The 6,491-nt window shown below is 39.2% G+C and carries 10 protein-coding genes; 2 read left to right on the top strand and 8 right to left on the bottom strand.

The annotated features are described in order from the left end of the window. Positions 1-239: 239 nt before the first annotated feature. Both AC1DSB_RS12285 and AC1DSB_RS12280 read right to left on the bottom strand, forming a co-directional pair. The gene (locus tag AC1DSB_RS12285; protein WP_477531357.1) at positions 240-1,247 is read right to left on the bottom strand and encodes a DUF4179 domain-containing protein; all 1,008 of its coding nucleotides are present in this window, start codon (positions 1,245-1,247) and stop codon (positions 240-242) included. After that, entirely contained in the window at positions 1,231-1,770 is a 540-nt protein-coding gene (locus AC1DSB_RS12280; protein WP_477531358.1) for an RNA polymerase sigma factor, read from the bottom strand. Before AC1DSB_RS12280 ends, AC1DSB_RS12285 begins: the two co-directional genes overlap by 17 nt. 206 nt (positions 1,771-1,976) lie before the next feature. Here AC1DSB_RS12280 and AC1DSB_RS12275 point away from each other — a divergent pair, with 206 nt between their 5' ends. Both AC1DSB_RS12275 and AC1DSB_RS12270 read left to right on the top strand, forming a co-directional pair. Then, complete coding sequence (locus AC1DSB_RS12275; protein ID WP_477531359.1) at positions 1,977-2,177, top strand: hypothetical protein; 201 nt, start codon at positions 1,977-1,979, stop codon at positions 2,175-2,177. Next, positions 2,146-2,616 carry a DUF899 family protein gene (locus AC1DSB_RS12270; protein WP_477531360.1) on the top strand — a complete coding sequence of 157 codons (471 nt, stop codon included), beginning with the start codon at positions 2,146-2,148 and terminating at the stop codon, positions 2,614-2,616. The genes AC1DSB_RS12275 and AC1DSB_RS12270 overlap by 32 nt, the downstream gene beginning before the upstream one ends. Before the next feature lie 418 nt (positions 2,617-3,034). Here the strand turns inward: AC1DSB_RS12270 and AC1DSB_RS12265 are convergent, their stop codons facing one another. From AC1DSB_RS12265 to AC1DSB_RS12240, 6 genes are all read right to left on the bottom strand, one after another. Beyond that, on the bottom strand, positions 3,035-3,376 hold the full coding sequence (locus AC1DSB_RS12265) for a zinc ribbon domain-containing protein YjdM (protein ID WP_477586806.1): 342 nt from the start codon (positions 3,374-3,376) through the stop codon (positions 3,035-3,037). Positions 3,377-3,542: 166 nt separating this feature from the next. Further along, on the bottom strand, positions 3,543-3,902 hold the full coding sequence (locus tag AC1DSB_RS12260) for a PilZ domain-containing protein (protein ID WP_477531362.1): 360 nt from the start codon (positions 3,900-3,902) through the stop codon (positions 3,543-3,545). Between the two features lie 31 nt (positions 3,903-3,933). Next, complete coding sequence (locus AC1DSB_RS12255) at positions 3,934-4,380, bottom strand: YaaR family protein (protein WP_231391166.1); 447 nt, start codon at positions 4,378-4,380, stop codon at positions 3,934-3,936. A 6-nt stretch (positions 4,381-4,386) separates the two neighbouring features. Beyond that, positions 4,387-4,881: a DUF6115 domain-containing protein gene (locus AC1DSB_RS12250; protein WP_477586805.1), complete on the bottom strand. Its 495-nt coding sequence runs from the start codon at positions 4,879-4,881 to the stop codon at positions 4,387-4,389. Between the two features lie 24 nt (positions 4,882-4,905). Next, a complete protein-coding gene (locus tag AC1DSB_RS12245; RefSeq protein ID WP_477531364.1) occupies positions 4,906-5,682 on the bottom strand; it encodes a FliA/WhiG family RNA polymerase sigma factor in 777 nt (258 codons plus the stop codon). Between the two features lie 331 nt (positions 5,683-6,013). Next, positions 6,014-6,491, bottom strand: a 478-nt coding sequence (locus AC1DSB_RS12240) for a MinD/ParA family ATP-binding protein (protein WP_477586804.1), incomplete at its 5' end; no start/stop codon positions are given.

Here is a 6,491-nt window from a genome sequence, read left to right as displayed (position 1 = left end):
CTTCTTGAGTCCCCTAATCCCCCAAGCAATGATTCCCCCTAGACCAAAACCGAACGCCGTAAATATTGTGCCCATCGCCCAAATTGAAGCCAACCAAATCACCCTCACGATCCTTGTCTCTATGGTTATATGGGTTATGGCACGTATTTATGAACTGAAATGTAAGCCTGTAGTATTGCTGAATCAAAAAGAACCCTAAATCCAAAACAACTTGGATTTAGGGTTTCATTCACTCTTCATCAATCATTGGTTTTGGTTAGTTCCACTTCTTCGTTCCCCACGATTAATTGCAGTTTTTCCGCATGAACGAAAGATGAGATTGGAAACGTGGTTGAGATGAGGGTGTACCCTTTCTTGACCGTCATGTTAGTACTACCCGCCTCATATTCTATTCCTTGTTCATCCACCACTTTCATAATAGCGAATGGGGTTTCCGTTGGTTCTCCATCTATAGAAATGGTCAGAGAAAGGGATGTTGGATTGCCATTCGCTTTTACTATCTTAATCTTGTCAGACTCGCGTGCCACGTATTCCACGACTTCAAATGGTTTTGCAGCCTTATTCAATGGCAAATTCCACTCACCATCAATTTTTTTAAATTCTCCATTTGCATATTGTACATTTATACTTTCCACATCTATTACAGCATTTGACAATGCCGGAAAATTACCTTCCGTGGAATCAAATACCGTGTCAAATTGGGCTATACCAGTTTTCTGTTCAATAATCGGGTTCATAACATGCGCGCCAACTAAATAATCGCTTTTACCGTATAGAGGCTTTGTATCTGGAATAAATTCCACAATATATTCCCCGTCACCATTCTTCAACCGCACATCTAGGGATATCCATTCTACCTTTCCACTTAACAATGTAGGATCCTCGAACAACAACTGAAAGCTGAATCCAATTTTATTGTAATCAGAGAAGTAACTGTCGAGTGTAATCCGCACGTTCTCATTCGTTGCCGATTGATCGGTTTCTTCTGCAAACCCGGCATTCACCGCTTGTTCAATTCCTGAGTCGTTGAACTTGAAGATACCAGAAATCGCTGCTTTGACAGGTTCACTTGTCGAGGCTATCGCGACAATTAGTAGACAGCAGGCAGCTGTAGCCATTCTCGTCCAAATGATATGTTTCTTTTTCTTTTTAGATTGGAAGCGAATCTTCTCGTATGTTTGATCCAGCCTTTGCCTCACATGGTCCGGAATTTCTTTGACGAACTCGTCATTAAACTCGTTGCTCATAGCCAATCACTCCTTTTTGTTTATCATGATTGATTCGTAGTATGGCTTTCGCTCTCGAAAGTCGTGACTTGATTGTTCCTTCAGGTTCCTTTAGCAACTCGCCAATTTCCTTGATATTCATCCCGACGATGTAATACAGCTCAATGGCCGTTCTGTAATCTGCATTCAAGGAAGACAGTTCCTCTTCCAGCTCCATTTTCAATAATGCAGGATTATCTTTTTCTCGAATTCTTTCCATATCGACCAGTTGGACGGTCCTGTTATTTTTCTTCAATAGGCTATTGCAGTTATTGATTAAGATCTTGCATATCCACGTATTAAAATATTCCGGTTTTTTTAACGTCGGCAGTTTTTCAAACGCTGTCATGATGGTTTCTTGCATGGCATCAGCCACATCTTCATCGTGATTCAGATATTTACTGGCTACTCTATAAAGAACATTTTCATATTGCTTTATTAATTGGACAAATGCTTCACCGTCCCCGCTCTTCGCTTTCTTCACCAAAGCTTTCATATTCACCATCCATACACCTCCCTGTTGTCGGGACTAAGTTAGATTCCCTTGTTTCTGTTTCAAAAGATTAGATAAATAATTCGGTTCAATGGTTGCATGTCTTTAAAAATCCTCACTCGCCAAAAATGTTTCACACTATATACAACAAATCTATAATCCTTATTTTCTCACATCCATTAACTATTTTTTGTAAAGTAARGGAGATTTTTTCCTTTATGGAGAATACATCAATTACTTGCCAACCAGAAAGGGTGCTAGGGATGTTGAAAATCAATGCGGAGATTGAAGAACTTGAGAAAGAAATCATGGATAAAAAGCAACATTTGAAGAAATTAAAAAAAGCTGCTCCGTACATTCCTGTGAAGAACTACGAGTTTATAAAAAGTGACGGTCAGTCAGTCCATTTCTTTACTTGAACTTTTTGGAGATCGCAATGAATTGATTGTTGTTCAAAATATGGGGGAATCCTGTTCATACTGCACGATGTGGGCGGATGGTTTTGTCGGAGTGTACGATTATCTTGTACTTAAAGCACCATTTGTTTTAGCTACGCCAGATTCTCCGGAAGTTCAACAATCGTTCGCTAAAGAACGAAATTGGCCATTTCCGATGGTTTCGACGATAAAAAGTAGTTTCAAAAAGGATATGGGATTTGAAAGAGACAATTACCAATATCCTGGAGTTTCGACCTTTAAAAATGAAGCAGATGGCGTCATTTATTTGGTCTCAAACGATGCATTCGGACCTGGAGATGATTATAGCTCACCATGGCACTTCTTTGACTTGTTAGATTCAGGTGTTGAAGGTTTTAACCCAAAGGCAGTGAAAAAAGGGAAGATGATCCAATCTTTATAATGAAAAAGAGCGTATGCAAGAAAATGTTGATTTCCTTTGCGGCGGACGCGTTTCGCGGGCACGGCTTTAGTCTCCTCGTCACTACGTTCCTTCGGGGCCTTCAGCTCGTGCTGTTCCCGCTGAAGTCGCCGCCTCCACTCCAATCAACGGATTTCGCTTCTATTTGCGTATCTCTTCATATTATTTCATTAGTAAGATGGTCGGCTATTTCTGAAGACTCCTGCGGAAAAACGAAATAAGCTAGACCCCACAGGCTCAGCTGTCATAGACAGCTGAGCCGAGGAGGCTAGCGTTTCGTCCGCGGAAAGCGAAAGAAATAGCCGACCATAATATTTTTCGATAGAGTGCAAAAGATAAGCAAGCTGAAACCGCTTACTCCTAAATGGAGTAAGCGGTTTTTCATTGAACAAAGCTGTATTTAGTTCTTCTTAACAAACTCAGATTTCAACTTCATAGCTCCAAAACCATCAATTTTGCAATCGATATCATGATCACCATCAACCAGACGGATACTTTTCACTTTTGTTCCTATTTTCAGGACAGATGAACTTCCTTTTACTTTCAGGWCTTTGATGACGGTTACGGAATCACCATCATTCAATACATTTCCATTTGCATCTCTAACTACTTTATCTTCATTACTATCTTCATTCTTTGATTCCAACGTCCACTCATGTGCACATTCCGGACAAACCAACATATTCCCATCCTCATAAGTATAAGCTGAATGGCATTTCGGGCAATTTGGTAAAACTGACATAAATTTATTTCCTCCAAGCATTATTTTAATTCCATAGACAAAGGTTCGTCTCAATCTATTTTTTCACGATAAGTTTTCCTTCACAAGTATACAACGCATCCCACAAATATAAAAACCCGGTCAGTTGTATTCCTGATCGGGTCTTCAAGCAAAATCGGGAAATGATTCAATCCATTTCCATTGGATTTCCTTTACGCTGACGAATTTGATAATAGTTCAATTGCTTAAATAACTCAGAAGAAGTATCTTGGTTCACTTCAAATCCAACACCGTATTCAATATCATGCAATCTTATGGACTTACGAATAATAGATCCTTCCAATAAAAAAGGACTACCTAAAATTTCAAAACGACATGTTACTGGTCTCTCCAATGGAATATCCATAGATGAGATGAATTTCAAGCCTCTCACACTTACATTTTCAATCTCTACCGGCATGAAGAAGATTGCTCCATCCAATGAAATTTCTCCATTGATTGATTGATGAAATACCACTCGAAAAAACTCGCGACGATTCTCGCTCATTTCGTTTCCCTCCAGTTAATAATAACTTCTATCACATATATAAATTAACGAGCAACCCTTTGATTTCACCGACCAAACGAAGCGTATTAAGACCTTCATTTTCATCATTTAATACTTCATCCTGGACTTCAATGAGTTTCTGATCAATCACTTCCACTAATTGATGCGTTTTCATTCCACCACTTTGATTGAAGCTTTGTTTTTCGGACAATTGCAACCCTAAACTTAAGGATTCCCCGATGAACTGCTTTACTAAGTTTTTATAATCCAAGAGGTTTTCAAGGGTTCTTTGCTTAGCCAGCCTCTGCCCTTGTGAATCCACACGAGACATTAATTGATTTAAAGAATCCAGGTGCAATTTAGTCTGTGATTTTCTCATCATGTTGGCAAAAGAATCGGATGTCTTACTTTCCACTGCATTTTTTGAAATCCTGTCGTTTGAAAAGTTCGTTTGCATTCCAATACGCAAATGAAACACCTCATTCTACTTTTGATAACTTTGCTTTTTCTTGAACATATTCAGGACAAGCTCCACTTCTCCCAGATCAATCTGCAATACTTTGGCAATTTGCTTTTCAGAAAAACCTTGTTTATACAATTTCAACATTTTATCATTTTCCTGATCATTGACTGCAGACGCTTCGGTGTACGCCTGCTTTACATCGTCTTGCTCCCCCAAAGGAAACGTCTTAGCGGAGCTATCCGTCGTTACGGTGTTGAGTTTTTCTTCCAACATTCGGATTCTCTCATCGAGTTTACTATCTTTCACTCGAATATAGTCGATCATTTTCTCATAAAGTTCATCATTTTCTTTTTCCACACTCGTCACGAATTCTTCCATGCTTCCGTGAATGGCGTCTATATCTTCTTTCATTTGAGCCCTTTTTTGTTTCAATTCGGCTAATACAAGAAATGACCTGATATTCACCAATATAACTAAAATAATCATTGCGATCAGAAACCAGTCCAAGGGTATCACCTTATCCTTCTATCCTTTTTGAAATCAATAGTTTTCGTGTATTGCCAGTGTCGCTGACCTTAAACGAAGTATTGCTTTAGAGTGCATTTGGGAAACTCGAGATACACTTACACTGAGCACTTCCGCAATTTCCGTTAATTTCAGTTCCTCGAAATAGCAGAGTGAGATGACAAGCTTTTCTTTTTCTGGCAAGCGTCCAATCGCATGTGACAATGATTCTTTAATCATCTGTGCTGTTAAATGGCGTTCCGGCGATTCCGCTTGATCGTTTTCAATCATTGAATATTTTCCGACCTGATTATCCTCATCGTAGACAGTCTCATCGATTGATATCATGGTAGACAGTGCCGCTTCTGAAACCGTTTTGTTCAGTTCTGCTTTTGTAATCCCTAAATAATCACTGACTTCCTCATCTGTAACAGAATCATTTTTCTGCTGCTCGAGAATTGCGTAGGCATTTTCGATTTTCTTCACTTTATCCCTTACGGAACGTGGTAACCAATCGCTATGCCTCAGTCCATCAATGACCGCTCCTTTGATTCGCCATGACGCATATGTTTCAAACTTCATATCTCTATCCATATTGAATTTATCAAATGCATCAAGCAGTCCCTCATATGCGAAACTACGAATGTCGTCCTTATCGACTGTTTTAGGCAAACTGATCTTAAATCGTTGAACGATGTAATCAACCAACGGTAGATAGCGCTCGACTAAATATTCACCCGCTTGTGGATCACGCTGTTTTTGCCAATTTCCCCAATAGGCCAGTTCTTCTTTAGACAATTTATTGTTCAACATGAGTTTCACCACCACTGATAAGAATGCCTTATGCTTTTATTTAGAATCTGTTAAACTATATTGTTGATTTCCGTTCCAACGCACTTTCATGTTTCGAAGCTAGCGTAGCGATGCAGAAACAGACGGACGCYTTCCACTACAATCATCAATTAGAACAGTAATAGTATATCGCTTAATTTTTAGTGATATATGGAGCAAAATAGCGTAGACTCCTGAGGGAAAACGAGACAGTCAAGACCCCGCAGAAGCGAAGCGCCGAGGAGTCTTGGCGCTCACCCTAGAAAAGCGTAGCTGTTTTGCGGAATATCAACAACAACATTTAACATTGCTTTTATTTAAAAAGCATTTTCAATAAAAACCCTTTAATCCCAAGCTTATAAGAAACAGGAAGTTGAAGAAATTCGTGTGTCACATTTTGCATAGCCTGCGAAGCATGACAGTTTGGAAAAGCCAATAAAAACGGGATTTGTTTTTTGACGGCATTTGGAATATTTATATCACTTGGGATAAACCCCAATGTCCCGATTTGTTTATTTAAAAATTGCTCGGTCACTTTTTTGAAGTTATCGGCTGTTTGTTTTCCTTCTTTATCACTCGTACATTGATTGATGATAAGTTTAATATGTACATTCGTATCCTTCGCGTGAACCATCTTCACTATGGAATAAGCATCGGTTATCGAAGTGGGCTCTGGGGTAGTGACTAGAATGACGTCATCAGCCGCTAAAATAAACCGTAAATTTTCATAAGATAATCCCGCACCAGTATCCAGAATAATATAATCCACAGATCCTTGTATCGAGCTTAAC

The organism is Paenisporosarcina sp. P4_E4_2 (assembly GCF_056401595.1).
This window is presented reverse-complemented; position numbering and strand designations above follow the sequence as displayed.